This window comes from Natronorubrum halophilum (genome assembly GCF_003670115.1).
Lineage (GTDB): Archaea > Halobacteriota > Halobacteria > Halobacteriales > Natrialbaceae > Natronorubrum > Natronorubrum halophilum.
Genome location: NZ_QQTY01000003.1, coordinates 318,502 through 344,616, shown reverse-complemented (window position 1 = coordinate 344,616; position 26,115 = coordinate 318,502). Strand labels below are relative to the sequence as shown.

Sequence of the window (26,115 nt, the reverse complement as noted above, 5' to 3'; positions counted from 1 at the left end):
GCATAAAGATTCGGTCGCGGCGCTACACCTCGAGGGCGAACTCCCGGAGTTCGCGGTTGAACCGCTCAGGTCGCTCCCAGAACGGTGAGTGGCCCGTTTCCGGATAAGCGGAATACGCCGCGTCGTCGATGAGATCGGCGTACTGTCGCGAGGCCGCGGGGAGCACGACGTCGTCTTCGTCGCCGTGCGTGAGGAGGACGGGGACGTCCAGATCCGCGAGTTCGGTCTCGTGGCTCACCGTTCGGTCGCGGAGGCTGTCGCGTACGTGCGGCGGGACGACGACGTTGTATCCCAACATGTACGCTCGGTCTTCCGGCGAGAGGTCGTTGTAGACGCACAGCTCCACGAACTGCCGCATCGTTTCGACGCTCTCTTCGACATCGGTTGAAACGAATCCCGACACGAGATCGATGTACTCCGGTCCGAGACGCTCGGTCGCCATCTCGGTTCCGATCGATGAGACCGCGCCAACGAGGTTGATGCCAGCAATCCCGTCCGTTCCGAAAGTCTCGACGTAGTCGAGAACCACTAATCCGCCGTACGACCAGCCGACGAGAATGCAGTCTTCCAGATCGAGCGCCGTTATGACCGATCGAATATCCTCGGCCCACAGTTCGGACTCCTCGTACGCGTCGCGGGGATTGTCCGAGTCGCCGTGGCCGCGGTTGTCCATCGCGATCAGTCGGAGATCCTCCGTGAGTGGCGACTCGAATTGCTTTCGCCAGCACAGCCGACTCTGGGAGTAGCCGTGAACGAGCAACACCGGCCGGCCGCTTCCGACCTCCTCGACGCGAAGCGCCAAATCGCCGCTATAGACGGTGTGGGAAACCATGGTAACACATCTCTCCCGACGCGTATTCATGTTTGCGATCACAGCCGTCAGTTCGGTTATCGGCCGAAATCTCACGATCGCCGCGAACGGACTCGAGCCGACTCCGATCCCGGTCGACTGATCAGAGCCTTTATCTCTGATCCTGGGTATTGTGAACACATGTCTGACCTACTGACCGGAAAGACAGCTGTCGTAACGGGCGGTGCGAGCGGCATCGGCCGCGGTATCGCACTGAAACTGGCCTCCCACGGCGCAGATATCGTCGTCGCCGACCTGCGAGAGACGCCACGAACACGGGAGACGACACCGACGCTGGAGGCGATCGAAGCGGAGACCGGTTCGCAGGGTCGCTTCGTCGAATGCGACGTGACGAACTACGAGGACGTGGTCGACGCGGTCGATGCGGCGGACGAGTTCGGCGGAATCGACGTGATGGTCAACAACGCGGGTATCGTTCATCCAGTCGAGTTCTTCGAAACCGACGACGACGACTTCGAGGCGCTCGTGAGCGTCAACCTGAAGGGCGCGTACTTCGGCTGTCAGGCCGCCGGCGAGCGAATGCTGGAAAACGGCGACGGGTCCATCATCAACGTCGCGAGCACCGCCGCGGAACAGGGTTTCGTCGAACCCGGCTCCATCCTCTACTGTGCGGCGAAAGGCGGCGTGAAATCGATGACGTTCGCGATCGCCGACCTGCTCGGACCGGAGGTGCGGGTGAACGCGATTCAGCCGGGGTTCACCGACGAGACCGGACTCGCCGAAAACCACGACGCCGAAGCCGCGAGGGCTCGAGCGGCCGAAACGTCGCTGGATCGCCTCGGAAAACCGGACGATCTGGGCAACGTCGCCGTCTTCCTGGCGAGTGATCTCTCGTCGTACGTGACCGCGGAAGGGATCCTGGTCGACGGCGGCTGGGTTAATACCGGTGGCCCCTGACGGCCGTTCGTCGATTACGCGAGTCCGCTTTGGTTCCATTCCCCAGTTTTCCGTCGCTACGACTGACCGACGATCCGAGAGGTGCGACCCACACGCGCGATTAGGATTATCGATTGTTTGCGGTCAGAACGCCACGTCTCCGACAGTTCGGTCCCGAAGCCGCCTCGGTGAGCTATCGGCTCGGTGCCGCAGTCGTCACGACTCGTAACCGACCAAAAGTATCGGGTCGGCCGTCTGTGAGAACCTGAGATTTATTATATCAGGCAAGGTATCGGTTACCATGGTGTGCGACTGATCGGTCGAGATGCTACCATGGAGAACAAGACAAAATGACAGAAGTAGTAGATATGGAGTACGCGATTTCGGAGGCCGTCGACGATGGACAGAGCCTGTACCTCGGTGGGTTCACCCATCTCATCCCGTTCGCCGCCGGCCACGAGATAATTCGCCAGGGGTACGAGGACCTCGACCTCGCCAGGGCGACGCCGGATCTGGTTTACGACCAGATGATTGCGGCGGGTTGTGCGAGTACGGTGACCTTCTCTTGGGCGGGAAATCCCGGCGTTGGCAGCCTCCGCGGGTTCCGACGGGCAGTCGAGGACGGAGTCCCGAACGAGATCGCGATCGAAGAGTACTCTCATTTCGGGCTCGTTTCCCGGCTGGCCGCCGGCGCACAGGACCTCCCGTTCCTCCCGCTCCGGACGTTCATCGGATCGGACTATCCGGACCACACTGACTCGATCAGGATCCTCGAGAACCCATACGACGACGGACCGGACGAGATTCCGGTGGTCCCGCCCCTCAACCCGGACGTCGCGATCGTTCGCGCCCAGCGAGCGGACGAAGAGGGGAACGCGCAGGTGTGGGGAATCGTCGGCGAGATAGTGGAGGCAGCGTTCGCCGCCGACACCGTCGTGTTGAGCGTCGAAGAGATCGTAGACAAACGGGTCATCCGGAGCGATCCGAACAGAACGCTCGTTCCAGGAACCGCGGTCGACTACGTAGTTGAGGAGCCGTACGGATCGCATCCGTCGTACGCACAGGGGTACTACGACAGAGACAACGAGGCGTACCTCGAGTGGGATCGCCGATCCGAGACGCACGAATCGACGACGGAATGGCTCGACGAGTGGGTGTACGGCGTCCACGATCGGGCCGAGTATCTCGAGAAGTTGACAACCGAACGGTTCCTCGACCTGCAGCCGCAGACGAGCTACGCGACACCGATCGATATGGGTGACTACTGACGATGACCGAGTATACTGATACCGAACTGATGATCTCTCGCGCGTCACAGGAACTGCAAGACGGCGACACGACGCTCGTCGGGGTCGGAATCCCCAACCTCGCCTGCAACCTCGCGAAACGAACGCACGCGCCGGACCTGGAGATGATCTACGAGTCGGGAACCATCGACTCGAACCCGTCGAAATTACCCCTCTCAATCGGGGATCCCGTCCTCGCGACGGGCGCTCGGAGCATCGTCCCGATGATACAGGGGTTCGGCTACTACCTCCAGTCCGGACGCATCGACGTCGGCTTTCTCGGGGGCGCACAGATCGATCGGTACGGAAACATCAACTCGACGGTCATCGGCGACTACGACGATCCGACGGTGCGCCTTCCCGGCAGCGGTGGTGCATGTGAGATCGCGAGCAACACGGATCGAACGATAATCATTACGCCGCACAGTCGCCGTCGATTCCCGGACGAAGTCGATTTCGTCACGAGTCCCGGCTACGTCGGCGGTCGTACCAACCGCGAGCGACTCGGCCTCCGGGGCGGTCCCGAAGCCGTCATCACGGACAAAGCGGTGATGCGGTTCGACGACGGCGGCGAGATGTACGTCGAGTCGCTGCATCCCGGCGTGACGAGAGACACCGTCCAGCAGGCGACCGGATGGGAACTGCAATTCAGCTCCGAACTCGTCGAGACGAACCCACCGACCGAGCGGGAGATCGATCTCATCCGGAACGATCTGGATCCGGACGGCGTCTACACGGATTGAACACCGCGTCACCTCGTCGGTTATCCGCTCTCGAGGTCGCTCGAGGGTTCCTGACAAACGTTCTTAATGTGCCGATAGGTAACAATGCTAACAAAAGTTATTTGAGGATGCCTTCGATATCTATTGGTGGAGCATACCATGCCAGAGATTCCAGGGATACACCACGTGACAGCGTTCTGTGACGACCCACAGGAGAACTACGACTTCTTTACGAACGTCCTCGGGATGCGCTTCGTCAAGCGAACGGTTCGCTTCGACGTCCCCGAAAAGATCTACCACCTCTACTACGGAGATGAAGAAGGGACGCCCGGCACCATCGTGACCTACTTCCCGATGACCAACATGCCCATGGAAGCGGGCATGGTCGGCAAGGGAATGATGCGCTCGGTCGGTCTGACGATCCCCGAGGGTTCAGTCGACTACTGGACTAACCGCTTCGAAGAACACGATATCGAGTTCACGGTCGACGAACGCTTCGACGAAACTGCCATCGAATTCACGGATCCCGACGGTCTCCCGTTCGAACTTGTCACCGGTGAGTCCGACATCGAACCGTGGACCGATGACAGCGACGTCCCCGCCGAACACGGCATCCGCGGGATGTTCAGCACGACGCTGCACTCGAACGATCCCGCCGGCACCATGGACGTCCTCGAGACGATGGGGTGGGACCGCGTCGGCGAAGCCACTCACCCACAGGCGGGCGACCGCATCCGCTACGAAGCGCCCAGCGACGCGCCGTGTGCGACGACGGTCGACGTCCTCATCCGCCCGAACGCGCCGCAAGGCCGGATGGGAATCGGCACCTACCTTCACGTCGCCTTCCGCGTCGCCAACGGCTGGGAACAGGACGAGATCAGCGACCGGCTCCGCGAAAACGGCTACATCACTACTTCGACGAAGGATCGCGACTACTTCCACTCGCGGTACATCACCGAACCCGGCGGAGCTATCTTCGAGTACGCGACCGACGGCCCCGGCTTCACCATCGATCAGGATCCCGAAGACTACGGCGACGAACTCAAAGTTCCCGACTGGCTCGATGTCGACATCGAGCGGATCGAAGAGATGCTGCCACCCCTCGAGACCAACTGACCTGATCAGTTTCGACTCCGTTTTTCGCGTCAGTGGTGCCGCCGCGATGCGGTCGACGCCGCACCAACGCTTATTGCAGCTGGCTTGAAACTATACCTCGACATGCGAGCAGCACGATATTACGGTCCGAGGGACGTCCGCGTCGAAGAGATCGAACCGGAAACGGTCGGTGCGAACGACGTCCGGGTCGAGGTCGCGGCGTGTGGAATCTGTGGCTCCGACCTCCACGAGTACGCCGCCGGGCCGATCACGATACCCGAAGCGCCCCATCCCGTCACCGGCGACGCGATTCCGATCACGATCGGACACGAAATCGGCGGGACGATCGTCGAAACGGGAGCCGACGTCGCCCTCGAGGAGGGGACGAACGTCGCCGTCAACCCGATCGTCTGGTGTGGCGACTGTCAGTACTGCGACGAGGGAAACTACCATCTCTGTCAATCGGGCGGCTTCGTCGGTCTCTCCGGGGGAGGCGGCGGCTTCTCGGAGAACGTCGTTGTCTCCGCCGAAACGGTCGTCCCCGTTCCGGACGACGTCCCGGCGGAACTCGCCGCGCTCGTCGAACCGTTCACGGTCGGCGTCCACGCCGTCGAACAGTCGGGTCTCGGACCCGGCGATACCGCCGCCGTCTTCGGAAGCGGCCCCATCGGACTCACGGTTCTTCAGGCCGCTCTCGCGGCCGGCGCGGGACCGGTGTACGTGTCGGAACCACTGGCGACTCGACGGACGCGAGCCGCGGACTGCGGTGCCGACGTAACTATCGATCCGAGCGACGGTGATCCCGTCTCATCCATCCGCGACGAAACCGGCGGCGTCGACGTCGCGTTCGAGGTCGCCGGTGTCGAGCAGTCGCTCAATCAGGCACTCTCCGTGACGAGATCCGGTGGAACGACGACCATCGTGAGTCTCTTCGAGGACTCGGTCTCCATCGAACCGACCGACATCGTGGTCGCCGAGCGAACCGTCGTCGGAACGGCGGCGTTCGAGGGAGGACCGCTTTCCGACCGCGAGTTCGGAACGACCGTTCGGAATTTCGCGACCGGCGATTTCGACCCGGAATCGCTCGTGACCTCACGGATCGATCTCGAGGATATCGTCGAGGATGGATTCGAGACGCTTATCGAGGGCGAAAGCGACGAAGTGAAGATCCTGGTCCGACCGTAACCGGATTCGATACCGACGACCTCCGCGAGCGATATTCGGTTACCGTGAACCGAACCTGCTGACGGACTTCTGTGAGTGGGTGATATTCAACTCCACCTCGTTGACGAGGCTCAGAATCATTTCGGCGACGTCCTCTTTCAGGTACTCGTCGTCCATCCGATGGCGCGGCCCCGCGACGGAACACGCGCCGATGACGGTATCGTCGGGGACGACGGGGACCGCGACGGCGACGAGCCCGTCGGTACTCTCCTCCCGATTGAGCGCGTAGCCGCGCTCGCGAATCCGCTCGAGTTCCGCCATGAAGTCCGCTTCGTCGGTTATCGTGTTCTCCGTCGCCTCCGGGAGCCCGACGGCATCGATATGGCTCCGCACCGCCGCTTCCGAAAGCTGGGAGAGGATGGCCTTTCCGCCCGCGTTCTGGTTGGGATAAAGTCGGCGGCCGAGACGAGTCCGCGTGAAAACGCCCTGCGTTCCGTTTTCGCGAAACAGAGTGATCACCCGGCCACCCTCGAGGATAGCGAACAGCGCTACTTCGTTCGTCTCCTCTGCCAGTTCCTGAACTCGAGGTTTGATGATCTCCGAGCCGACGTAGCGCGATCGGAGCCAGCCGCCGTAGTCGAGAAACCGAAACCCGAGTTCGTATTCGCTCCCGTCCTTGACGACGAATCCGTGTTTCGTCAACGTCGTCAGGTGTTTGTACACGGCTCCCTTCGAGAGGCCAGTCTCCTCGCCGATCGCCGCGACTTTTCCTCCCTCCATCCGCCTGAGCGTCTCGAGAATCGCAATTGCCGTTTCGACCGACTGTACGCCCGATTTGGTGTGGTCATCGTTATCTTCGTTCATAGCCACCAGTTACTCGTCGTACCTCGTATATTTTACTGTTAGTAGACGGGATCCGAGTTCCTTGTACGCACAGAAACTACAAGCGATGACATGGTGAAAATATCTCCCGTGAGAGAGAAACGCACGAGAATAGTTGACACTACACAATTCACGTTCCGCTGCAGCAACAGCGAACACGCCCGATGAACGGCCTGAGGACGAGTGTTCACCAGTAGTGCAATTGCTGTACCGGTCATGTGAGGTGTAATTTCGTTCTGAGTCGCTGTCGAGTTGAGTGGAAAGGTACACAAAGAGGACACGCGACGCCTCAAACGTGAACATGTGCGGAGGTTCGGGACGCAGTACCGGTATCCTACCGTAAACCGTGATTTGGGGGAACGATTCCGTTCACGTTCTGATTCGCCTCCGCGATCGGCTTTCCCATAACAAATGTAATGCTGTTATACCAACCGGGTATTTCCGTAACAGTGGTACTACTGTTATGGCAGTCCTCTCGAATGAGACTGCTAATTGCTGTGGGTCTCGGACCCGGACCGGAGCAACGAGGCCCGCGAGCGTCGATATCCGACGCAGCCGAAAAGTATTTTTCCGACTCGTCCGACCCTGTGCAGTATGCCCGCGACGGACGATGACTTGGACGAAACTCGAGGGCAATTACGAGCGGATAACGGATATATAGGAGCGTCTCGGTATCGCTTCGATCGGTCGTTCCGACGCACGCTGGAGAGCGACGGTGCCGATGGATTGTTCGGTTCTCCCTCGACCTCGCCAGCCCCCGTTTCCGAGTATGTAGGATTTTTATTGTAGGAAATGAATAGCGGTATCATGGGGGACAAAATCCAAACGCGGTCGAAAACGACGGAAACATCGCTCGAGATCGTCGGTACAATTCGCGAACAGGAAGGTACGAGTATCGCGGAGCTGTCCGAACATGTGGGACTGTCCGAGAGCACGGTTCATCGGCATCTGGTTTCACTGCAGGAGTACGACTACGTCGTGAAAGACGAGGACCGATACCACATCGGGTTCCAGTTTCTTACGTTGGGTGGCTACGCACAGCAGCGCGTTACCGCCTACCCGGTGATCAAAGAGAAGGTGGATCAACTCGCAGAGAACACGGGGGAACGCGCCCAGTGTATTGTCGAAGAGAACGGACAGCGAGTGTACCTCTACACGGAGGTCGGCGAAAGCGCCGTCCAGACGGGTGCCCATATCGGACGGCGTGGCCCCTTACACGTGAGCGCGGCCGGAAAGGCGATACTCGCCAATCTCCCGGACGAGCGAGTCGACGAGATAGTCGATACGCACGGGTTTGCGGGCGGAACGCAGAACGGCATTTCGACTCGAGCGGAACTGGAGGAAACGCTTCGAGCGGTTCGCGACAGGGGGTACGGGCTCAACGAACAGGAGACGACAGAGGGCGTCAACGCCATCGGTGCGCCGATCATGGACAACAGTGAGGAAGTCATCGGCGCGCTGAGCGTCTCGGGACCGGCGAGTCGACTCACGGAGGAGCATCTGGTCGAGACCGTTTCCGAAGAAGTGTTGTCGGCGACTAACGAGGTCGAACTCTATATCGCCCATTCGGTCTGATTACGTCCTGGCATAACGATCCGTGCTCAACCGACCAATCGAAACCGTCGATCGAGTTGCGGACACCAGCAGTTACTGCCGCCGTTTTGCGTTCGTTTCACAGCGTGTCTCGAGTCTCGAAATATCGTTGCGGCCCGCGACCGCTCGACAACCAATCCTAATCCGTGGGACTGGATGAACGACGTTTACGGATGTAACCGGATTCTTCGCGCCTGTTACCGCGGAACGGTGGGTAACCGATCTCCCGTGTTTCGATCGACTTCGTATCGCGGAGCGTTCGAGAAGACGAGCCGTCAAGTCGAATCCGATGACCTTCTTCGAAGACAGTGACCGTCGGATACGGTTCGAGAACGAACCGGACGGGAGCTGAACGACTCGTCGATCAGTCGAGAACGTCGCGGGGATTCTCGTACACCACTTGCCGAATCGTCTCGACGTCGAGCCCCATCCGGTACATCTCGAGGATCGTCCGCTTGAAGGCGAACACGTCGCTCCGGAGTACGCCCGCGCTGTCGGTTTCGACCAGGATACGATCCGGACCGTATTCCGCGATCACTTCGGCGACGTCGGTGGGCGTGACGCCGAGCAGCCACGGGTAGCTGACGGTAAAGCTGAGGTAGCAATCGGTGTTCTCCAGGACGTACGGCGCGATTTTCTTGTCCGCGTGGGACAACACCAGTTGCTCGTCCGGCAGTCCCGCGTCGTCTTTCAGGTCGATGTCGATCTCGATCGCTTCCCGTTTCGGATAGTCCAACGTCAGGACCGGCTCCTGTTGCAGGGAGAGGTCCAGTTCGTACCCCGGGATATCTCCGCGCACTCGATCCGGGAAATCGACGTCCTCGAGATCGGCGGGCGTGTGTAGGATCGCCGGGAGATCGTGGTCCGCGGCGATCTCGAGTTGCCGTCTCGTGACGTCTTTCTGGCTCTCCAGATCCCAGCCGGCGACGTGTTGTGCCTCGGTGATGCCGATCTCTCCGATCGCAGCGACCTCCTCGAGTTCGCAGTAGTCCGGCAGGACGTCGAGGAGATCCTCGTAGTTCTCGACGCGCGCTCCGGTGTGGATCCCGATACCGACGTTCGCGTCCAGCAGATGCGATTCCCGGATCTGTGCGAGTCGGCTGAGCGCATCGTCCCAGAGGTATCGGACGTCCTCCGGCGCTACGGGCTTGTAGGGCGTCCAGTAGTACGCCGCGGCCATCATCACCATCGACCGACAGCCGCTGATCGCGAACTTCTCGCGCTCGTTCCACGAGAGCGTATGGGCGTGGTTGTGAATGTCTATCCACGGCATGCTGGTCAGTTCCGGCGGAATCGGTTCGCTCTCCTCGAGACTGTACTCGGCATCCGTCGGACGCCGCGTGGGATACTTCCGTGTCATGGTCAGCTAGTGTACCGGCAGGTGTTTATAAGTTCACTGACCCCATCGATACCGATCGTTGCGGTGTCGCCGTCGGTGAGAAGCACCTTTGGGTCGCGGACTTTCGTTCAGATGTAGATCTCGTCGTCCGAAACGACGCCCGCCCGGTACCGTTCGCGTCCGTTCGATTCGAACTGTCCGAATCCGATCGTGTTTCAGTCCCCGTTCGTCTTCAGAACAGACCCACGTTCACAGAATAGGCCCACGCTTCGCCGCCCGTCGACAGCAGAACCAGAGTTCCGCCGAGCAGGCCGACGTTCTTCAGGAAGTGGTTCAGTTCGTTCTGCCGGTCCTCTCCGGATGCGTTCCAGAAATCGTGGAACAGTGGCGTCGCAACGATGAGGAACGTGGCGAGTGCTCCCGCGGAAATCACCGGATACACCCCGAAAATGATCCCCAGAGAGCCGAGGACGAGGACGACTCCCGACGAGATCACCGACAGTGATGGAGCGAACATACCCTTGTACTGCGCGTATCCGACTCGCCCCTCGTAATCAGCGAAGTGGTTGTACCCGTTGTACAGGAACAGGAAGCCGAGCAGGAGCCGCCCGGCTAGCAGGAACTCTCCTTCAAGCGCCATTGGCTCCCCCCCGTAGCGATCGCGTTCCGTCTGACACGTTCGGCCGCTGGTCGTGAACGGTGAACATCGTTCTACTATAAGCACTGTTAACACTATACATCTTACGGCGAGAGTTACTGTCGGCTCTCGCGAGACGACGTCACCCGTTCCCAGCATTGGGATTAAGTACCACGGGCGTGTTGCTCAAGTCGTAATGAGAATCGGGCAATTCAGCGCGGGAGAAACCGAACAGCGGTGGTGCGGCGCACTCGTCGACGACGACACCGTCGTGAACCTCCCCTCGTCCGGAACGGCAGCGGGGGTCGATATCCCACGGACCCTCTCGGCCCTCCTCGAGGAATGGAACTGGAAGGAGAAGGTATCACTCGCGATCGAGTACGCGACGGAGACCGGCACGAATCGCTACAAGCTCGACGAACTCACGCGACACGCGCCCGTCGACGACCCGCAGAAGGTCGTGTGCGTCGGACTGAATTACGAGGATCACGCCGAGGAAGGCGACAACCCGATCCCCGACGAACCGGTCCTATTTTCGAAGTTTCCGACGGCGGTGACGGGACCCGGCGACGAGATCGCGTGGGATCCGGAGTACACCGAGCAGGTGGATTACGAGGCCGAACTCGTCGTCGTGATCGGCCGGGAAGCGCGAAACGTGAGCCAGGATGACGCCGAGGAGTATATCGCCGGGATCACGGTCGGGAACGATATCTCGGCGCGCGACCTGCAACACGGCGACGGCCAGTGGGTTCGCGGGAAGAGTCTGGACACGTTCGCGCCCACCGGCCCGGAGCTGGTCACGCTCGAGGAGATCGACGATCCGCACGACCTCGACATCTGGGCCGAAATCGACGGCGAACGACTCCAGGACTCGACGACGGCGAACCTCATCTTCGGGATCGACGAACTCGTCTCGTTTTGCAGTCGGGCCTTCACGCTCACTCCCGGCGACCTCATCTTCACCGGGACGCCGCCGGGCGTCGGCGTCTACCGCGACCCGCCGGTTCTCCTGGACGACGGAACGACGGTAACCATCGGCATCGACGGCGTCGGCGAACTGACGAACACGTGTCGGCAGCGGTAGCCGAGTATTCGGTGTCGAATCGGCGTCCAGAAACGACACACTTGAACCGCGACCGACGGTTTTGACGCTCTCACTCGAGAGCGGTTCGGAGGTCGTCGGCGATATCAGCGAGCGCTTCCTGCGATCGCTCGAACTCGAACGGCTCCGCGGCTAACTGGACGAAGGCGTGGATGGCGTCGTCGTAGTGGTAGTGGGAGACGTCGACACCGGCTTCCTCCAGTCGCTCGACGTATGCGAACCCCTCATCGCGGAGGGGATCGAATCCGCCCGTGACGACCGTCGCGGAAGGCAGCCCTTCGAGGTCGAAAGACAAGAGCGGAGCCGCGTAAACGTTCATCGCATCGATTTCGTGTTCGAAGTACTGCTCGTCGAACCAAGCCAGGTCAGCCTTCGTGATGAAGTATCCCTCTCCGTTCTCGTCGATCGAGCCCCAGTCCTGGTGATGGGAGACCGGCGGATAGAGAAGCACCTGATAGGCGATGTCGGGGCCGCCGCGGTCTCGAGCCATGCGTGCAACGACCGCCGCGAGGTTCCCGCCGGCCGAATCGCCGGCGACGGCGAGTTCGTCGGGGTCGCAACCGAATTCCGTCGCGTTCTCGGCGACCCACTCCGTCGCCGCGTACGCGTCCTCGACGGCCGCCGGGAAGGGGTGTTCCGGTGCGAGTCGGTAGTCGACCGCGACGACGGCGACGTCCGCGGTGTTTACGAACGTCCGACAGAACTGGTCGTGACTCTCGAGTCCGCCGGCGACGAAGCCGCCGCCGTGGAAGAACATCGTCACCGCGAACGGCTCTTGCCCGTCCGGAAGGTAGATCCGGAGCGAAAGGTCGCCGCCGGGTCCATCGATGGTTCGGTCGATAACGTCTCCGACCGGTTCGGGTTCCTCGACCGCGAACACGTCGTCGGTGATCGCTCGGACCTCCTCGACCGGCAGCTCGTGAAACGCCGGTGCGTCTTCTGACTCTTCGACGAACGCCTGTAACTGCGGGTGTGGCTCTTGTGCACGCATCACACTGTACCAAGACACTCATTCGATAAATATGTTTAGGGGAACGAGTCCTGTTCGTATCGATACGTCCTCTCGTCCAGTTCCCTTCTTGACTCGTTTCACCCCGACTTCCCCTACCTCGATAGTCACTGTCCTGAGAAGACCGCAGATGAAACGCAAAACTTCCAGAAGTCGATCGGTTGAGACTATCCAAAAAGCGGTAACAGGAACCTAACTGGTCGATATTTCGGAGAAAACTATTTTAGGATTCCCTCTAAATGTAATGATGAACCATACCATGCCAGAGATTCCAGGAATACACCACGTGACAGCGTTCTGTGACGATCCACAGGAGAACTACGACTTCTTTACGAACGTCCTCGGGATGCGCTTCGTCAAGCGAACGGTTCGCTTCGACGTCCCCGAGAAAATCTACCACCTCTACTACGGAGATGAAGAAGGGACGCCCGGCACCATCGTGACCTACTTCCCGATGACCAACATGCCCATGGAAGCGGGCATGGTCGGCAAGGGAATGATGCGCTCGGTCGGCCTGACGATCCCCGACGGATCGGTCGACTACTGGACCGATCGCTTCGAAGAACACGATATCGAGTTCACGGTCGACGAACGCTTCGACGAAACCGCCGTCGAATTCACGGATCCCGACGGTCTCCCGTTCGAACTTGTCACCGGTGAGTCCGACATCGAACCGTGGACTGACGGCAGCGACGTCCCCGCCGAACACGGCATCCGCGGGATGTTCAACACGACGCTGCACTCGAACGACCCCGCCGGCACCATGGACGTCCTCGAGACGATGGGGTGGGACCGCGTCGGCGAAGCGACCCATCCGCAGGCGGGCGACCGCATCCGCTACGAAGCGCCCGGCGACGCGCCGTGTGCGACGACGATCGACGTCCTCATTCGCCCGAACGCACCGCAGGGTCGAATGGGAATCGGCACCTACCTTCACGTCGCCTTCCGCGTCGCCAACGGCTGGGAACAGGACGAAATCAGCGACCGGCTCCGCGAAAACGGCTACATCACTACCTCGACGAAGGATCGCGACTACTTCCATTCGCGGTACATCACCGAACCCGGTGGAGCCATCTTCGAGTACGCGACCGACGGCCCCGGCTTCACCATCGATCAGGATCCCGAAGACTACGGCGACGAACTCAAAGTTCCCGACTGGCTCGAGGTCGACGTCGAACGCATCAACGAAATGCTGCCGCCGCTCGAGACCAACTGACCTGATCGGATCGTACACCGCTCTTTTGTCTCGGGCTCGAGTAGAGTCGAGAACGAGACTACGGGTCGGAGACCGTCGCCGGCTAAGATCGCTCGTTTCAGCACAGACGGAGGGACGCTGTGGGCGGTGACCGTCGGAGACGGCGACCGGAGTGCACTCCTGTTCGGTGCACTTTCTCCGAACGAACCGATCGGAGTACCGTTATTATCGGTTCGATGTTTATCGAGTTAGACGATCCATATATGTGGTCAACAATGGCTCCGGTAGGAAATTAATTGAGAGTTTAACGTTCTTGTCAGAATAATATATGTATAGTGGTTTGTTATGTATGGTGTCGAATTCGATTACGCCCGTCGCCCGTTCGAGCAGCGACGGAATCCCTTCCTCGAGTCGTTCGTCCTGGATTCGCGTCGTCGGCCCGAGATCGAGAGCGCCTCGATAACGCGGTCCGCATTACTGCATATCGGTGCCGCTGCACATCGGCGGCCCTCGACGTGTCCGCCCCCCTCGGGCGCAATTCCCCACTCGGCCATCTCGGTCGGCCGGCCGATATCATCGATGCGGTTCCGTTCCGCTGTAGCGACTCCGCCTCGTACATCGTAGGCACAGTCGTGCGGGTGAGCGGCGGCGAGAACCCGCAGTGGCGGTTCCGAACGAGGTCCGCTCACTCGAGTCGGTACTCCGCGATATAGTTCAGATTTTCGACACACGTTATAAAATGTTTTCAAAGTGAAGGTTTCGCCAAGTGTCGACGAGGAAGGCGTTCGACTCCGATGGGGCCGTTACCACGACGTGACGCGGACGTCGCGTAGCGGCCGGGCCAGGGGAATGTCGACTTGCCCGCCCGTGTAATGTGAGAGGTACAGGCCGATGATGATCTCGAGACTGCGCGTCGCTTCTTCGCCCGTCGACCCGTTCGTCGCTCGCCCGTCGAGGACGTCGACGATATGAGCGGCCGCGTTGGCGAACGCTCGCTCGTAGTCGTCCTCCCAGGTCCACGCGCCGTCGATCCCCGGCAGCGGCTCCTCGACGTGGGTACCGTCCTCGAGTCGCCAGTAGCGCCACTCGCCGTCGTCGTTGTTCAGGTACAGTTTTCCCTCGCTACCGATGAACTGGAGCGTCATCGACGAACTGTCGCGGGGAATCGTACAGTCGACGGTAACGAACGTGCCGTCGTCCATGACGACGAACCCGCCGCCGCCGGCGTCGTCGACCTGCGAGCCGGCCTCGAGACTCTCGACGGCCTCGTTCTCGCCGGTGATGTAACCCGAGACGGTCTCCGCGCGGGCGTCGAGGAGGTAGACGAGGGTATCGAGCAGGTGAGTGGAATTGCGAAGCAACTCCATGCGGAACTGCGTCGTCACCGACTGGGGGTCGCCGAGTATCTCCTCGTCCTGGATGAGCGTCCGAAGCCGCTGGAGCTTGTCGGTGAACCGAAACGAGTGATTGATGAGCAGTTCCGTCTCCGTTTCCACACAGACATCGATCATATCGCGGGCCGCCGTGACCTCGGTCGCGATCGGTTTCTCACACCAGATCAAGTCGGGGTCCGCGGCAGACCGTGCGGCATCGATAACGTGCTCGTGGTGGAGGTACGACGGCGTACAGACCGATACGATATCGAGCGATTCCGACGCGAGCATCGCTTCGGGATCGGCGTAGCGCCGGTCTGGATCGATCCCCCACGCATCGCTAAACCGCTCGAGTTTCGCCTCGTCGACGTCGGCTCCCGCGACGAGATCGATCTCCGGTTGGGCGTCGAAGCCGCCGGCGTGGCTGGCCTCGATCTTCTCCCGCCCGATCTGCGATTCGTCGTGCATGCCGAGGATCCCCATGCCGGCGATGCCCCCGGTCCCGATGATGCCTGCGGTGTAGGTCATCTGTAATCACTCGTATACGTGCAGGGAACCGGTCTGGTTCTCCTCGATGTAGTCCCAGTCGTAGTCGACGCCGAGTCCCGGACCGTCGGGCACGATGACGTGGCCTCGATCGTCGACCGTATCGATCATATCCGAGTACCCGCCCTCGTAGACCGGCGGCTGCGTGTTTTGACAGTTCGGATGAACGAGCGCCAACTCGTAGTAGTTCGTGTTCCGCGTCGCGGCGATGCAGTGGCGCTGTGCCGGTCCGGGGGCGTGGAACTCGACGTCGAGCCCGAATGCCTCGGCCATGTGGACGATCTTCATCGCCCCGGTGATGCCCGCGTCGTACTCCGGATCCGCGCGGACGAAATCGGTGCCGTCGCCGACGACGAAGTCGGCGTGGGACTCGAGGCCCCGGATGTGTTCCGTCTGCAAAATCGGGGTGTCGAGTCGCTCTCGGAGCCGACGGTGTCCCTGCTGGGAGATGCCGCCGTCTCGGTAGGGGTCTTCGTACCAGAGGAAACCCTGTTCGTCGAGCGCGCGCCCGACCGTGAGCGCGTCGGCGAACGTCTCGTATTCGCAGGCCGGATCGAACATGAGGTCCATCGCGTCGCCGACGCGCTCGCCGACGGCGACGATCGACTCGATCTCGCGGTCGATCTCCCGGCTGGAGTCGCTGCCGCCCCAGCCGTGGATCTTGTAGCCCGGAAACCCGCGCTCGAGGCAGTCCTCCGCGAAGTCGGCGAACGCCTCGGGCGAGTCCAGCCCCCCGTTTTCGTCGCCGTGGTAGGTAGACGCGTAGGCCGGAATCGACTTGCGGTAGGTGCCGAGCAGCTCGTGAATCGGCGCGTCGTAGTACTTCCCCGCGAAGTCCCAGAGAGCGATGTCGATCGGACCGATGCCCATCCGGTCGTACTTTCGGAGCGCCCGCTTGATCTCGCTCCAGTGTTTCTCGCGCTCGAGCGGGTTCTTTCCGACGAGGTAGTCGGCGAACATGTTGATCTGGGCTGCACCGGGGGAGTTCCCGCCGACGTACTCGCCGACGATTCCGACGTCCGTGTGGATTCGAATCCCGAACAGCTTCCGCCACGTCGTTTCTCCGGGTTCGTAGACGAGATTGAATCCGTTCCGATCGGTCCCGATATCCTCGAGCGGGTACCGAAATTCGCGACTCTCGATCCGCGTTATCGTCGGTGCCATACCACGGCATCTCACGACCAGCATTATAAACTTCCCTGAACGTGTGGCGCTCACGATAGGGAGAGCGCGTTCTACGCTGGTGAACGCGGGTCGAACTGTATCCACGGGATCAGTACAGGGCGAACGGCGTAGAGCGTGTATTTCACCGTCCAGAGGCGGGGATCCGCCACGTTCAGACCCGTTCAGTGTAACGGATAGATACGGAACGATCGCCCACCAGCGTTCTCGCGGGGACGGGCGCGACTCCTCTCGGCATCACAGACTAGCGGACGAAAACGACAATAGTGACGAAGATCGAGCGACTGGATCCGATCGCTCCGCGACGACCGCCGAGAGCAGAAGTGCATTTACACACATACTACTGTAACACCGCGGTCGAACCGGAACGAGAGGCGGGAATACGCGTGACCCGTCCCTGACGCATCAGCGTTAGTTGAAAGGACTGAGACAAGATCGACCGATGATGGACGGCGGATGCGGTGATCAAGTCGATACCGGAGTTCGAAGAGGGAGATCCGTAAAGCGACCGACGGCGGCCCGCGCACTCGGATCTCGGTATCGGGAACGCTACACGCGCTGGCTCGCTAGCAACCACAACTCGTTCCACGCCCATCGCACAGCCATCGTTCAATCAGGCGTGCGGTGACGTACAGCGGCTACTATCTTCGGCACCTTCCTTCTCCCGTTCCGTTCGCACGGGACGAACACGTCCCTCGAAGGACAGGCTTTCGCCCGCGAGGTCTCTTTCTACGACGGCACGAGTGAGCGGCCTCTAAACGGGCGAGTGCTGCGACGGCAGCCGGACGATCCGGAGCGGACGCTACGCTCGAGAAGGTTCCGCCGTTCGTCAGGGCCGGAACGCCCGTCCGATAGGTCGGTCGTCCAACACACCGCGGAGCGCCCGGACGCGCCGCGGGGACTGCGGGTCTATCCCGGCCACGACGGGACTATTCTATAGTGGTGACCGCAGTTCTGTATCGTAGAATACAACGTCGAAAATAGTTCTACGATAACTCTCCGCAAAAGGCCGACAAAACAGCGATTCGCTCGGGATAGCGACGATAGTTCGTTCTCTAGTAAAGAACGGTGTTCGGACCTACGTTGGTAGTTCCGCTCACAGTCGAAGTGGCGCAGTGCTCGTCGAGTACCCTACGGTTCTCTTGGCGCGAACGATTACAGCCGTACTACTGTAATACACATCGCGAGAACGCGAGAATTTCGGACGAGTCGGTCTCGTTTTGAACGGTTACCCGGATGGTCCTCATCGACTCACACGATCAGAACGCGTTTTTGGCCGCAGCGAGTCGCTGTATCTGCCGGTTCCCGACAGCCGAATACTGAATTTCGATCGGTCGGTCGCTCGATCGAGTCCGCTCGAGACAGCGACGAATCGACAGCCCGTGAAAACTGCGTTTGCAGCGAGTTGGAGGCGGTCGGTCCGACAGCACCCGAAAACGTACGCGGTCGATAGCGTGATACCAGCAGTTACGGACGAGAATCGTGGGACGCGCCAGCGAATATCGTTCCGCTCTGAGAAACAGATCATCGAGTATCGGACAGTCAGTCGGGATCCACTTCCGATGGTATCGGTTACGGGTTGTATGAAATCCGAACAATATAGGCTGCCCGCCTTGAACCGCCCGTACGGGGGCGAGAGCACTAGGGTACGGCTGAAGGGACTACAAAAGCCTCGAGCTACTGTGCCCGAGGTCGTTCCCCTGGTAGCCACCGAGCGTCACTTCACGCCTGATCGCCCGACAACTGTACGAACGGCGTGTACAGAGCTCCGATGGCTACCTGAAGGCGACCGACCGTTATCGAGCGTTTCGCTACGGGACTCGTTCGCGAGTGTTGGTACTGCTCGTCGCGCTGCTCGCCCGCGGATTCGCCCTACCCGATGAGCGATTCGATGTCGTCCTCGAGTTGGTCGTACAGCCGTTCGGCTTTCCGTTCTTCCTCGGGTGCGAGCGGGCGAATCGGCTCTCGCACGTTACCGCCGTTGAGACCAGCGAGTTCGAGACCCTTCTTGACCGCCGAGACGCTGATCGCGCCCTGAATGTCGTTTTTCTGTCCGGTCTCTCCCCGAAACTCCTGATAGGGAAGACAGATGTTCCGGAGCCGGCTGGCGCGCTCCCAGTCGCCATCGGAGAGGGCATCGAACAGTGCGAGTCCGATCTCCGGTCGGAAGTTGCTGACGCCGGCAGAAAAGCCCTCTGCGCCCTCGGCCCAGAAGGAGACGGCGAACGGTTCCGCGAGGCCGTCGACCCAGACGACGTCGTCATCGCCGGCGGCGACGGCCGCCCCAAGTTTGACCGGGTCGTCCAGCGCGTACTTGATCCCAACGACGCCCTCGACGCGGGTGAGGCTGACGAGGTAATCGACGGACGGATCGAACCCGCGAACGTAGGGCACGAGCGGTGTTTCCGTCACCGCAGAGAGGTCGCGGTAGTACTCCAGCAACCCCTTCTCGTGGAGGTACGTGTGGTCCGGCGGCATGATCATCATCGCGTCGACACCGATGCGATCGTACGCTCGAATCAGTTCCTGTGCGTCCGGGGTACTGCCGCCGACACCGGCAAGGACGCACGCTTCCGACGGGAGCGCGTCCACGCTCGTCTCGGCTACGTCAACGCGCTCGCTGGCGGAAAGCGAGTGATACTCGCTGATATTCGCGGTCGCCAGAAACGTACGAATCCCCTCGTCGTACAGTTCCTGGGCGTTTTCGGCGATCTTTTCGTGTTCAATTTCGAGATCGTCATCGAATGGCGTCAACAAACCGACAGCAACGCCACGGAGATGGCTCCGTACATGCTCGGCAGACACTGACATAGAATCACGATATATCGCAGATGGTATAAATCCATCGCTGGCACTGTCTATATGAGGGTTTGAGGAATGAGTAGGTGGTGGCGAGAAGTGCTCATGCAACTCGCCAATCTGCTCAGAGAGACCTTAGACGAAGATTGTGATGAGGTTTGGGAGAACGAGCGCACCCCGAACACCCGTTAGAGTGTTCGGGGTGCGCCTGCATTCGATGGGATTGTCTGTTCGGGAGGTCGTTGCAGTGCTCGAATTAATCGGCGTTGACCGTTCTTACGCCGCAATCTGGAACTGGACGCGTACACTTTCCGAGGCCCAGAGCGACCCGCCGCCGTCGCAGGTCGTCTCGATGATTCCGTCGGTCTCCTTTCCGAATCGCCACGTTCCAAAACACAGTTTTGACACTTCTTTTCCTGTCGTCCCGAGCTTTGTATATACTATCGCCGTATCGTAGGTTGCCGACCGCCTCAATAACTCTACTGCCCGCCTCAGTCCAGACGTTTATTACTCCACGCTCTAATCCTCCACCAATGACACAGACACCCGGTCCGAGTATCACTTCACGACCGCAGACGAACAAGAGGCACTGGTTGACCCTCGCCGGCTACGTCGCTCTCGGCATCGTGGTCACTATCTACGTGGTCTGGACTGTGCTCTCCGCCAATGCCTCGCCCCTCAGCCTTCGCAGCGGGCTCATCCTCACGGGAGCGGCGCTGTTCAGTTTCTTCGCATACATAGCGCTGTTCCGAGACGCAGTGCACCTTTCACATGCAGAAGTCGAGTGGACTCCCAGCTGGTTCTGGTATTTTGCGATGGGCTTCGCAATCCCACTTGCGACACGGTTGGTAGCCCCGTCACTCAACCTGTTTGGGAGCGGATCACCGCTCGTTATCGTATATTCTCTGGTGGTCACGACGACAGTAGTCTGCACTGTGTATCTCTACCGACGGCGCAAGTACACCGATCTGTGGGCGTCCTTAGCGTCCGATCAGTAGCATCAGAACCCGACGTTTCTCCCTCGTGGGGGTCTGCGTTCCACCTCTCTTTCGCACAAGGAAGCTGGGAACGACTGTTCGTATTTCTACTACATGTACTATTATTAAAAATGGGGAAGTTATATGTGTCACCTATGCATAGATACCAACGAAGTATGTCAGGAGAAAGCTACAGTAGACGTAAGTACATGGGACTGGCGGCTGGCATGGCAGCCGGTGGTTTCGCAGGTTGCACTGGTAATGTATTCGGTGGCGGAGACAGCATCACGTATTGGGGAGACAATCCCGATTCGGACCATCCCCAATCGCAGCAGCTCATCCAGGACGCGACGGACGTCGAAGTCAAATTCACCGACATGCGGTACGACAGCATCAAACAGCAGTACCTCACCGGTGCGAACACCGGTACTCCGGATGCTGTCGAGGCGACCCCCAATCACCGGGGAGACTACGTCTCCGCCGACCTGATCGAACCGCTGACGGACCGTATTGACGACCTCGATTACAAAGACGGATACGTCGGTCTGGATACGATGAAGCACCAGGACGAAATCTGGGCCCTCCCATACATCGGGAACGGCCGTGGATTCGTCTATCGTCAGGACATCTTCGAGAAGTACGGCTTCGACATCCCGGACCAGTGGAGCGACTTCATCCAAATGGGTGCAGAGATCACGAAGAACGAAGACGACATGCACGGATTCACTCTTACTAGCCAGAAGGGGAATACCCGTGGGCTCCAGGAGTTCCTCTCCTTCCTCTTCCAGCGTGTCGACTCAGTCTTCGAGGCGGACGGGGACGGATTTACGCTCAATGCCACTGCCGAGGACTTCGGCATCGTGTTCAAGGAGTATTTCTACGATCCGTTCTTCGCAACCGACACCCCCGCGACAAATCCGGACGCGAGGGGCATCGACTCCCTGGCACACGACATTGCGTACATGAACGGGAACTACGCTGCCATCTCCACTGGACCGTGGGTGTACGGTCTCATGGAGACGTCCGATGACACGAACGAACAGGCGGAAGAGAACTACAAGAACAGCGCAGCGACGCACAATCCGCGCGTCGAAGGCGGCGAGAAAGGGACGTACGCCGAGGTAAAGCCCCTCTTCGTCAACCGTCATTCGAAGAACAAGGAGGAGGCCTGGAAAGCGATCAAAGCGTTCACCTCGCCCGAGGGTATTCAGACGTACCTCGAGGAAAATCCGGGTAATCTCCCCGCTCACGAGGATGTCGAGTGGACCGTCCCCGAAAACACGGATAACCCGGACTGGGCCGGGTTCAAAGACGTCTTTGAGACCGGAAAGTCCTACGGCTTCTGGAGCGTCAGTCAGGTTTCGTCGACCTGGTTCGACCTCTCACAGAAGGTCATGTACGACGAGATCGATCCCATGGAGGCTGGCGAAAAACTTCACGAATCCTGGTCGGAGAAAGCGAACGAGATGTAGCCAGCCTGTTAGAGAGGAGGCACGGTCGCCCCTTCGGGACGATATTGCGTCCAACTTACTGCCTTCTGTAACTGCTCAACGAACTACGGGGACCTCGCAGAGTGGGGAGTGTTTTCGCCGAGCGGCCATCCACCCTCTCTTATTCTCGGTGCAAATCAGACAAGACCCGGGAATCGCCGGAAGAGAAAAAGAAAAGGACATGGTCCATTGGCGCCGTTGTCGACGCAAGGCGGGGCTGATCGGAGCAGAAATACCCCCAGCACACGGGTTCATAATACCTCTCCAGCGAACCATCAGATGTGGGGATTAGCATGGAAGAGATGGACCACGTCGCGGTTTTCGAGCGGTCGCGTGAAAACTGATCGAGCCTCATAATCTGCGTCGTTCTGCCTTCTATATCGGGAGGGAGAGACATTTGCGTAATCCGTTTTCGAGTCGATGTCGTGCCTGGCGTCCTTTGGAACTACGTCAGCTCGGCGGTGGAGTCGCACACTTACTGCGACCCGTCGAGATCGGCGTTCACGGCGATACCCTGCCAGCGCGGTGTCGATACCTGACCGGTTCTGCGTCTCCTCCGGTGGCTACCGAATCATGGGGGATCTCTACGGGATACGAGGCGAAGCCTATCACAACTGCTCTATTCACACTGAGGATGCTTGCGTGTCCAACTGTAGGCGCGAGAAGAGGGGGCCGTGCTCTGTTCCCTATGGTACGACACGGGATGGCGACCGATGGCTGTTGGGACCTCATGCGTCGAAACTGGTGCCGCAGCGGAGTTAGCTGCCGTGCATGCCACCGCTCGCGAGCCCCTTAACGATGTACTTCTGCACCAGTGCGAAGAAGACGATAGAAGGGATTGCAGTAAGGGTCGCCGCGGTGAGAGTCGCTCCCCAGTTAACCGTGTTGGCGCTCTGGAAGAGGTACAGCCCGAACGGGAGTGTCCGAGTCGAGTCTCCCTGGGAAAGGATGGACACGAACAGGAAATCGTTCCACGACGTCACGAAGGTGTAGAAAGCAGCGACCGCGATGCCGGGCTTCGCGAGCGGAACGATCACGTGGTAGAGCACCTTGAGGTGAGAGCAGCCGTCGATTCGCGCCGCCTCGTCGAGCGCCTCAGGTATATCGTCGAAGAAGCCCTTGAGAAGCCAGAGGGCGAGCGGGAGCGCGCGCACGCAGTGCGCCAGGATAATCCCGGTATAGGAGTTCACGAGGTTCAGCGTGTACATCATGATGAAGAACGGGATGAGGATCAACGCCGGCGGAAGCATCTTGGTCGCCATGAAAGCGATCAGGAGCGATTTCCGACCCGGATACGAGAATCGGCTGAGGGAGTAGGCCCCGAGGACGCCGGCTATCAGGGTAAGGATGGTGGTGCTGACCGAGATGACGATTGAGTTGAAGAACATCGTCTGGAACTGCGGATTGGTTAGCACCATCTCGTAATTGGCGAACGTGATCTGTTCAATGCTAGGGATGATTATGAGCTCGTCCGCCTGGATAATGGATCCCGTCTTGATGGTTGAAAGGGCGAGCCAGAGGATCGGGACGAGAAACCAGATGAAGTACAGTGTAAGCGCACCGTAAACGCCGAGCGCGTGCTTGATGCTGTTGTCTTCGCCGATGAAAGCGTCAAATCGGCCAACAATGCCTGTCCTGCCGTCTTGAACGGTTTTGCTTGGTGCTGCCATTAGTAGCTCTTCCCCGTTAGTGCGTCGTTCTGTTGCATATTCGTTTCCATTATTCCGTGTCCTCCAGCTTGATGTAGACGACCGTGAAGATCGTCAGGAGCACTAACATCACGGTACCGACGGCCGATGCATAACCGAGTGCGTATTCCTGAAACGCTTGCTGGTAGACGTACGTTCCCAGCACTTCGGTCCGGTTCACCGGGCCGCCACCGGTCGCGATGTAGATCATCTGGAAGCTGTTAAACGCCGCGATCGTCTCGATCACGATCATGATCATCGAAATGTACGTGATGTTCGGCAGAGTAATGTGGCGGAACTTCTGGAGTCGGCCTGCGCCGTCGATCTCGGCCGCCTCGTAGTACTCTTGTGGGATGGACTGCATACTCGCCATCAGTGCGATCGCGACGAAGGGAACGTCCTTCCAGACGCGAAGCATGGTGACCAGCGGAAGCGCCCAAGTCTTGGTCCCAAACCACGACCTATTTGGACCTCCAAACATCTGAGAGATCAAGTTGATCAGGCCGTAGTCAGCTTCGAGCATCCACGACCAGATGATCACAATGACAACGGGCGGGATTACCCAGCTCACCATCGAGATGCTCCGTAGTGGCCCCAGGCCTGGTAGATTCTCCTTCAGTAATAGCGCAAGCCCGAGCCCGAGCAGATACATCGTCACGACTGCCCCGACTGTCAGGAACACAGTTTGCAGGAGTGCCTGACTGAAGACGGGGTCCTCAAGCAACTGTTGGTAGTTCGCAAGTCCGACCCATTGTACCTGATCTAACTGTAGGAACGACCGAGAGTGAAAACTAATCCAGATGGCTCGCACCGTCGGATAGACGATTATCACCATCATCATCAAGGTCGCAGGAACAACAAGGCCAATCCCAATCCATGTCTCCTGTGTGAACCACTTGGCCTCGGTTACAAACCGACGTAATTGTTGTAACCGTGGCTGCTCTTTGTGGGGTGTTGCCATCAGGCTAATAAGACTGATTCCCCATACATAAAACCTGTGCTATGCTAAATTATTTATATTAGATCTGCCATTCTATAGGCACCGATGGCAGACTTAGAACTCCGGGATCTCGCGAAGATCTATCAGAGTAGTTCAGACGATCCGATCGTCGGCGTGGATAACCTCAATATCGAGCTCGAGGAGGGGAATTTCCTCGTTCTGGTCGGCCCGTCTGGGTGTGGTAAATCGACGACGCTCAGATCGATTGCCGGCCTCGAAAACGTGAGTAGCGGAGAAGTCCGGATCGGGGGCGGAGTCGTGAACGATCTCAGCCCCAAGGACCGGAATATCGCGATGGTATTCCAGAATTACGCCCTGTATCCGCACATGACCGCACGAGAAAACATGAGCTTCGGGCTCAAGATGACGACCGATCTCCCAGACCAGGAGATCGACGAGCGCGTTGAGAACGTCGCTCAGATGATGGGGATAGACGATCTCCTCGGCGACAAACCGTCCGAGCTGTCCGGCGGTCAGCAACAGCGCGTCGCCCTGGGCCGCGCAATCGTTCGCGAACCCAAAGTCTTCCTCCTCGACGAGCCCCTAAGTAACCTCGACGCGAAACTTCGCGCTCACATGCGCACGGAGCTTCAGGAACTGCAGGACGAGCTCAATATCACAACGGTATACGTCACCCATGACCAGACCGAAGCAATGACGATGGGTGACAAAATCGCGATTCTGAACGAGGGAGAGCTCCAGCAGGTCGGCACGCCGCTAGAGTGTTACTACACCCCTGAAAACGAGTTCGTAGCCGGCTTCATCGGCGAGCCATCGATGAACTTCTTCGAGACGAGCGTCGACGACGATCGTCTCGTCGGCGACGACTTCGACTATCCGCTCTCCGGCTCGCGTCTCGACGCCATCCGAGGAGAGGATCGGGTTACCCTCGGCATTAGGCCCGAGGACATCGAAATCGCCGACGAGCCGGACGACCACACCGTGTGGGTGGACGTCAGAGTCGTCGAGCCCCTGGGTGACATCAACTACATGCACGTCGATCTCGCCGGCACCGAGATGACCGTGAAGGTGCCCGGTGAGTATTATATCGAGGAAGAGGAGGAGGTCCTGTTGCGGTTCCCTGAAGAGAAGATCCACCTGTTCAGCGGCTCGACTGGCGAAGCGCTCTGTAACCGTGAACTCCCCGCCGACAGTTCGATCCCGATCGCGGCGACGTCGGAGGCCTAAGACGGATTATCGGGGACATGCATCGACGACTGGTCTGATCTTCTACGAGGGGGCGCCCGCCCGCGAGCACCGCTGATAGCGCTTACGCGAGGTGTGACTGA

Annotated in this window: 21 protein-coding genes and 1 pseudogene; 12 read left to right on the top strand and 10 right to left on the bottom strand. The window is 59.6% G+C overall.

The genetic code is table 11. The annotated features are described in order from the left end of the window. Positions 1 to 22 precede the first annotated feature (22 nt). On the bottom strand, positions 23 to 832 hold the full coding sequence (locus DWB23_RS13765) for an alpha/beta fold hydrolase (RefSeq protein WP_121743395.1): 810 nt from the start codon (positions 830 to 832) through the stop codon (positions 23 to 25). 159 nt (positions 833 to 991) lie between these two features. On the opposite strand from DWB23_RS13765, the gene DWB23_RS13760 reads away from it, so the two are divergent. The 5 genes from DWB23_RS13760 (at position 992) to DWB23_RS13740 (ending at position 6,035) form a co-directional block, all read left to right on the top strand. Continuing rightward, positions 992 to 1,768 (top strand): SDR family NAD(P)-dependent oxidoreductase, encoded by a 777-nt coding sequence (locus DWB23_RS13760; RefSeq protein WP_121743394.1) that lies wholly within the window; start codon positions 992 to 994, stop codon positions 1,766 to 1,768. A 329-nt stretch (positions 1,769 to 2,097) separates the two neighbouring features. Further along, positions 2,098 to 3,015, top strand: coding sequence for a CoA transferase subunit A (locus DWB23_RS13755; protein ID WP_238717437.1), 918 nt, complete (start codon positions 2,098 to 2,100; stop codon positions 3,013 to 3,015). A 2-nt stretch (positions 3,016 to 3,017) separates the two neighbouring features. Continuing rightward, positions 3,018 to 3,776, top strand: coding sequence for a CoA-transferase subunit beta (locus tag DWB23_RS13750; RefSeq protein ID WP_121743392.1), 759 nt, complete (start codon positions 3,018 to 3,020; stop codon positions 3,774 to 3,776). A 138-nt stretch (positions 3,777 to 3,914) separates the two neighbouring features. Next, complete coding sequence (locus DWB23_RS13745; protein ID WP_162989824.1) at positions 3,915 to 4,871, top strand: VOC family protein; 957 nt, start codon at positions 3,915 to 3,917, stop codon at positions 4,869 to 4,871. A gap of 102 nt (positions 4,872 to 4,973) precedes the next feature. Beyond that, positions 4,974 to 6,035, top strand: a complete 1,062-nt coding sequence (locus DWB23_RS13740; protein ID WP_121743390.1) for a 2,3-butanediol dehydrogenase — start codon at positions 4,974 to 4,976, stop codon at positions 6,033 to 6,035. 39 nt (positions 6,036 to 6,074) lie between these two features. Here DWB23_RS13740 and DWB23_RS13735 read toward each other — a convergent pair whose 3' ends face one another. Beyond that, positions 6,075 to 6,878, bottom strand: coding sequence for an IclR family transcriptional regulator (locus tag DWB23_RS13735; protein WP_121743389.1), 804 nt, complete (start codon positions 6,876 to 6,878; stop codon positions 6,075 to 6,077). Positions 6,879 to 7,703: 825 nt separating this feature from the next. Between DWB23_RS13735 and DWB23_RS13730 the strand changes: the two genes are divergently transcribed. Continuing rightward, a complete protein-coding gene (locus DWB23_RS13730) occupies positions 7,704 to 8,471 on the top strand; it encodes an IclR family transcriptional regulator (protein WP_121743388.1) in 768 nt (255 codons plus the stop codon). Between the two features lie 382 nt (positions 8,472 to 8,853). Here DWB23_RS13730 and DWB23_RS13725 read toward each other — a convergent pair whose 3' ends face one another. Continuing rightward, entirely contained in the window at positions 8,854 to 9,849 is a 996-nt protein-coding gene (locus DWB23_RS13725; RefSeq protein ID WP_121743387.1) for a TatD family hydrolase, read from the bottom strand. A 211-nt stretch (positions 9,850 to 10,060) separates the two neighbouring features. Next, entirely contained in the window at positions 10,061 to 10,468 is a 408-nt protein-coding gene (locus DWB23_RS13715; protein WP_121743386.1) for a DoxX family protein, read from the bottom strand. Between the two features lie 193 nt (positions 10,469 to 10,661). Between DWB23_RS13715 and DWB23_RS13710 the strand changes: the two genes are divergently transcribed. After that, complete coding sequence (locus tag DWB23_RS13710) at positions 10,662 to 11,549, top strand: fumarylacetoacetate hydrolase family protein (protein ID WP_121743385.1); 888 nt, start codon at positions 10,662 to 10,664, stop codon at positions 11,547 to 11,549. Positions 11,550 to 11,619: 70 nt separating this feature from the next. Here DWB23_RS13710 and DWB23_RS13705 read toward each other — a convergent pair whose 3' ends face one another. After that, positions 11,620 to 12,558: an alpha/beta hydrolase gene (locus tag DWB23_RS13705; protein ID WP_121743384.1), complete on the bottom strand. Its 939-nt coding sequence runs from the start codon at positions 12,556 to 12,558 to the stop codon at positions 11,620 to 11,622. A gap of 277 nt (positions 12,559 to 12,835) precedes the next feature. On the opposite strand from DWB23_RS13705, the gene DWB23_RS13700 reads away from it, so the two are divergent. Then, positions 12,836 to 13,792, top strand: a complete 957-nt coding sequence (locus tag DWB23_RS13700) for a VOC family protein (RefSeq protein ID WP_238717436.1) — start codon at positions 12,836 to 12,838, stop codon at positions 13,790 to 13,792. Positions 13,793 to 14,574: 782 nt separating this feature from the next. Here DWB23_RS13700 and DWB23_RS13685 read toward each other — a convergent pair. The 3 genes from DWB23_RS13685 to DWB23_RS13670 form a co-directional block, all read right to left on the bottom strand. Then, entirely contained in the window at positions 14,575 to 15,672 is a 1,098-nt protein-coding gene (locus tag DWB23_RS13685) for a Gfo/Idh/MocA family protein (RefSeq protein WP_121743381.1), read from the bottom strand. 6 nt (positions 15,673 to 15,678) lie between these two features. After that, positions 15,679 to 16,854, bottom strand: coding sequence for a mandelate racemase family protein (locus tag DWB23_RS13680; RefSeq protein WP_121743380.1), 1,176 nt, complete (start codon positions 16,852 to 16,854; stop codon positions 15,679 to 15,681). A 1,890-nt stretch (positions 16,855 to 18,744) separates the two neighbouring features. Continuing rightward, positions 18,745 to 19,683, bottom strand: a complete 939-nt coding sequence (locus DWB23_RS13670; protein ID WP_121743378.1) for a dihydrodipicolinate synthase family protein — start codon at positions 19,681 to 19,683, stop codon at positions 18,745 to 18,747. A gap of 93 nt (positions 19,684 to 19,776) precedes the next feature. Between DWB23_RS13670 and DWB23_RS13665 the strand changes: the two are divergent. The 3 genes and pseudogenes from DWB23_RS13665 to DWB23_RS13655 form a co-directional block, all read left to right on the top strand. Further along, positions 19,777 to 20,014 (top strand): annotated as a pseudogene (locus DWB23_RS13665) (IS6 family transposase); the annotation flags it as partial. A gap of 190 nt (positions 20,015 to 20,204) precedes the next feature. Continuing rightward, on the top strand, positions 20,205 to 20,669 hold the full coding sequence (locus tag DWB23_RS13660) for a hypothetical protein (protein WP_121743377.1): 465 nt from the start codon (positions 20,205 to 20,207) through the stop codon (positions 20,667 to 20,669). Positions 20,670 to 20,824: 155 nt separating this feature from the next. Continuing rightward, a complete protein-coding gene (locus tag DWB23_RS13655) occupies positions 20,825 to 22,120 on the top strand; it encodes an extracellular solute-binding protein (protein WP_162989823.1) in 1,296 nt (431 codons plus the stop codon). Positions 22,121 to 22,896: 776 nt separating this feature from the next. On the opposite strand, the gene DWB23_RS13650 is transcribed toward DWB23_RS13655, so the two are convergent. Both DWB23_RS13650 and DWB23_RS13645 read right to left on the bottom strand, forming a co-directional pair. Continuing rightward, positions 22,897 to 23,808, bottom strand: a complete 912-nt coding sequence (locus DWB23_RS13650; RefSeq protein WP_121743375.1) for a carbohydrate ABC transporter permease — start codon at positions 23,806 to 23,808, stop codon at positions 22,897 to 22,899. Positions 23,809 to 23,857: 49 nt separating this feature from the next. Next, on the bottom strand, positions 23,858 to 24,787 hold the full coding sequence (locus DWB23_RS13645; RefSeq protein ID WP_121743374.1) for a carbohydrate ABC transporter permease: 930 nt from the start codon (positions 24,785 to 24,787) through the stop codon (positions 23,858 to 23,860). Between the two features lie 84 nt (positions 24,788 to 24,871). On the opposite strand from DWB23_RS13645, the gene DWB23_RS13640 reads away from it, so the two are divergent. Next, positions 24,872 to 26,014, top strand: coding sequence for an ABC transporter ATP-binding protein (locus tag DWB23_RS13640; RefSeq protein ID WP_121743373.1), 1,143 nt, complete (start codon positions 24,872 to 24,874; stop codon positions 26,012 to 26,014). The last annotated feature ends 101 nt before the right edge of the window (positions 26,015 to 26,115 follow it).

Bases quoted from the DNA above. Each gene is read 5' to 3' on its own strand.
- DWB23_RS13765 (WP_121743395.1), bottom strand. From the start codon at position 832: ATGGTTTCCCACACCGTCTATAGCGGCGATTTGGCGCTTCGCGTCGAG.
- DWB23_RS13760 (WP_121743394.1), top strand. From the start codon at position 992: ATGTCTGACCTACTGACCGGAAAGACAGCTGTCGTAACGGGCGGTGCG.
- DWB23_RS13755 (WP_238717437.1), top strand. From the start codon at position 2,098: ATGACAGAAGTAGTAGATATGGAGTACGCGATTTCGGAGGCCGTCGAC.
- DWB23_RS13750 (WP_121743392.1), top strand. From the start codon at position 3,018: ATGACCGAGTATACTGATACCGAACTGATGATCTCTCGCGCGTCACAG.
- DWB23_RS13745 (WP_162989824.1), top strand. From the start codon at position 3,915: ATGCCAGAGATTCCAGGGATACACCACGTGACAGCGTTCTGTGACGAC.
- DWB23_RS13740 (WP_121743390.1), top strand. From the start codon at position 4,974: ATGCGAGCAGCACGATATTACGGTCCGAGGGACGTCCGCGTCGAAGAG.
- DWB23_RS13735 (WP_121743389.1), bottom strand. From the start codon at position 6,878: ATGAACGAAGATAACGATGACCACACCAAATCGGGCGTACAGTCGGTC.
- DWB23_RS13730 (WP_121743388.1), top strand. From the start codon at position 7,704: ATGGGGGACAAAATCCAAACGCGGTCGAAAACGACGGAAACATCGCTC.
- DWB23_RS13725 (WP_121743387.1), bottom strand. From the start codon at position 9,849: ATGACACGGAAGTATCCCACGCGGCGTCCGACGGATGCCGAGTACAGT.
- DWB23_RS13715 (WP_121743386.1), bottom strand. From the start codon at position 10,468: ATGGCGCTTGAAGGAGAGTTCCTGCTAGCCGGGCGGCTCCTGCTCGGC.
- DWB23_RS13710 (WP_121743385.1), top strand. From the start codon at position 10,662: ATGAGAATCGGGCAATTCAGCGCGGGAGAAACCGAACAGCGGTGGTGC.
- DWB23_RS13705 (WP_121743384.1), bottom strand. From the start codon at position 12,558: ATGCGTGCACAAGAGCCACACCCGCAGTTACAGGCGTTCGTCGAAGAG.
- DWB23_RS13700 (WP_238717436.1), top strand. From the start codon at position 12,836: ATGCCAGAGATTCCAGGAATACACCACGTGACAGCGTTCTGTGACGAT.
- DWB23_RS13685 (WP_121743381.1), bottom strand. From the start codon at position 15,672: ATGACCTACACCGCAGGCATCATCGGGACCGGGGGCATCGCCGGCATG.
- DWB23_RS13680 (WP_121743380.1), bottom strand. From the start codon at position 16,854: ATGGCACCGACGATAACGCGGATCGAGAGTCGCGAATTTCGGTACCCG.
- DWB23_RS13670 (WP_121743378.1), bottom strand. From the start codon at position 19,683: ATGTCAGTGTCTGCCGAGCATGTACGGAGCCATCTCCGTGGCGTTGCT.
- DWB23_RS13660 (WP_121743377.1), top strand. From the start codon at position 20,205: ATGACACAGACACCCGGTCCGAGTATCACTTCACGACCGCAGACGAAC.
- DWB23_RS13655 (WP_162989823.1), top strand. From the start codon at position 20,825: ATGTCAGGAGAAAGCTACAGTAGACGTAAGTACATGGGACTGGCGGCT.
- DWB23_RS13650 (WP_121743375.1), bottom strand. From the start codon at position 23,808: ATGGCAGCACCAAGCAAAACCGTTCAAGACGGCAGGACAGGCATTGTT.
- DWB23_RS13645 (WP_121743374.1), bottom strand. From the start codon at position 24,787: ATGGCAACACCCCACAAAGAGCAGCCACGGTTACAACAATTACGTCGG.
- DWB23_RS13640 (WP_121743373.1), top strand. From the start codon at position 24,872: ATGGCAGACTTAGAACTCCGGGATCTCGCGAAGATCTATCAGAGTAGT.